The organism is Pontibacter sp. HJ8 (genome assembly GCF_054824225.1).
In genome coordinates this window covers 1-2,268 of sequence record NZ_JSYF01000330.1, presented here as the reverse complement: position 1 = coordinate 2,268, position 2,268 = coordinate 1, and the positions used below count along the sequence as shown (strand labels likewise).

Annotated in this window: 3 protein-coding genes; 1 reads left to right on the top strand and 2 read right to left on the bottom strand. The window is 47.5% G+C overall.

The window, feature by feature from the left end:
- Window positions 1-833: hypothetical protein (locus tag OB13_RS14405; RefSeq protein ID WP_461490869.1), on the top strand; the 833-nt coding region annotated here is incomplete at its 5' end.
- A gap of 93 nt (window positions 834-926) precedes the next feature.
- Here the strand turns inward: OB13_RS14405 and OB13_RS14400 are convergent.
- Window positions 927-1,646, bottom strand: a complete 720-nt coding sequence (locus tag OB13_RS14400) for an SIMPL domain-containing protein (RefSeq protein WP_461490868.1) — start codon at window positions 1,644-1,646, stop codon at window positions 927-929.
- A gap of 165 nt (window positions 1,647-1,811) precedes the next feature.
- Window positions 1,812-2,138: a hypothetical protein gene (locus tag OB13_RS14395; RefSeq protein WP_461490867.1), complete on the bottom strand. Its 327-nt coding sequence runs from the start codon at window positions 2,136-2,138 to the stop codon at window positions 1,812-1,814.
- Between the last annotated feature and the right edge of the window lie 130 nt (window positions 2,139-2,268).

The following is a 2,268-nucleotide window of genomic DNA, read 5'->3' as shown; positions in this document are numbered from 1 at the left end:
AGAGTGTCACTACTTTTGGTGAGCTGACTATCCCCTGCTGCGATCATTGCCATACCCAACATGTCATTCCGCTGGAACAGGAGGTGGAACAGGCTGCCGCTCAAGGTATGGCAGGTATAAAAGCCTTAGATGAGAAAAGACTTTTTCAGTGGATCGGCAAAATGTATTATGGCACCCTGGTTACCGAACTTATCAAGGAATCAGACCCGCTGATCAGGCCGGAGCATGCTGTCAGCGAGAACCCTAAAATGCTGGGCAAATTCAGGGAGTTTTTTAAAGTGCTGCAGTCACTGCGGGTACCCATGGTTTTCTCTGATTTTATACCTTGTTCGCTTTTCCTGCTGGAAGTAAGCCCTACGGAAGACGAGCTGCCCTTCGAGTACCAAGATGAGCTCACCACGATGGCTTTCAGCATCAAGCTGGGCCCCGTCGCGATCGTGTGTACACTCTTGGACAACGGCATTATCCGGAAGGCGCTGGGGAAGCTATACCGTATCACACAGGGCGAGCAGTTACACCCCATACAAGTGGCTGAATTCAAAGCCCGTGTATTTTATGCCGCCTACATCTTCAATGTGGTGCCCGAATATTTTGAGCGCCCCCTGAAACCCGAAGACGCTCACCTCACCTTGGACACCATCATTGATGATGTCACGAATGAGATATTCAATCCCTGGGAAGCTAGTGCGTATGCACACATGCTGGAAGAAATGCTGAAGCCCTGGAGCATACGCGAAAAAGAAATTCTGGCTAATCCGCGACAGCCGCTCAGCTTCCTGGTAAATGATCAGGCTGAATTTCAGCACATGGAGCGATATCAGAAGCTAGGCTAAGATACGCCTATATTGTTCTCCCGCTATACTACAAAGAAAAAGCGCCTGCAACTCATATAGTTGCAGGCGCTTTTTCTTGCTATGCCTTGTTGCTTATTGCTCAATCACAAAGCTCACATTCACAATGGAGGTTACGATCACCTCACCACCTGCTATGGAGGGGCCACCACCATTTTGCGCCATATCCTGTTCCATCATCATGGTCGACTTGGCATACTGAACCCGCGGAACTCCACCCAGATTTTGCTCGCTGATGGAATAAACTTTGCCCACTTTAGCTCCCAGCTCTGATGTCATAGCATTGGCTTTTTGTTTAGCATCTGCTAAAGCGCGTTTGCGGGCCTCTGCTTTATGCTTTTCCACGTTAGACACCCGGAAGTAGATCCCATCGATCCGGTTTACACCGTTGTCATAAAGGCCGGAAAGCAGCTCATCAAACTTGTTCAGCTTCTTCACCACAATGGTCATGGTTTTCTGGGCCAAGTAAAAATCCGGATTTGCTTTGCCATACTCGCTTGAGGTATAGATAGGCTGCAGATTCACATGAGAAGTCTGAATGTCTTTGGCATCTACCCCCTGTTTGCGCAGGTAAGCGATGATGGCAGCTGCTTTGCTGTCGGTCTGCTTTCGTGCCTGATCCAGGGTTTTCTCACGCATTTCTACCCCCAGGTTGATAACGACTTCATCTGGCTCAAGCTTTACTTCCCCTACCCCATTCACGCTGATGAGCGGGGGCAGGATCTGTTGCTGTGCCTGTACCTGCAGTACACTTACAAGTAGTACAACCAGGGCAATCCACGATACTTTTTTCATAATTCTTTGGCTTTGGTATTTATATGGTAAATAACGACAAATATAGCTAGAAGCTATATAGCAGCATTATTACAAATCCTGTACCACAAAAGCTTGAAACACCCACCTATAAAAAAAGACCCCTGGCCGGATTGGCCAGGGGTCTTGTATTTCAGCAGCTTAGGCTTAACTTTCAAATTCAAAATCCTGCTCTGCCACATATTTTGCGATCAGAACGGCTCCAATTGTTACAGCACCTGCTGCCAGAATCAGTTGCGTCGTGGACAATTTGCGGGCACCCTGAAGCACCAGAGTTCCTACGTCGTGCAGGAGCTCAGGTAATTTTTCATGACGGCCCTGAAACACATGCATAGCAGATTCTACTGTCTTTGACATATCGTGCGGCTGCAACAGCGTCAAGGCACTTGCACCTCCGGCAGCTTGTTTCTTGCTTTGGTTCTTCCCGCTGCTGCCAGTATTGTTATTCTGGTTGTCCTTATTTTCGTTTTCCATAGTTATATTTTCGGTTTCGATTATTTATAAAAACAAGTGGTTTCTTATACGGAGTTAGCCATACAAAGGCTTAAAATTAAGCTTCGGATCTGCCGCCATACTGCTCAATCATCTGGTTCATACGCATGAC

What these genes read in the sequence shown, in the direction of transcription:
- OB13_RS14400 (WP_461490868.1), bottom strand. Translation starts at nt 1,646, where the DNA reads ATGAAAAAAGTATCGTGGATTGCCCTGGTTGTACTACTTGTAAGTGTA.
- OB13_RS14395 (WP_461490867.1), bottom strand. Translation starts at nt 2,138, where the DNA reads ATGGAAAACGAAAATAAGGACAACCAGAATAACAATACTGGCAGCAGC.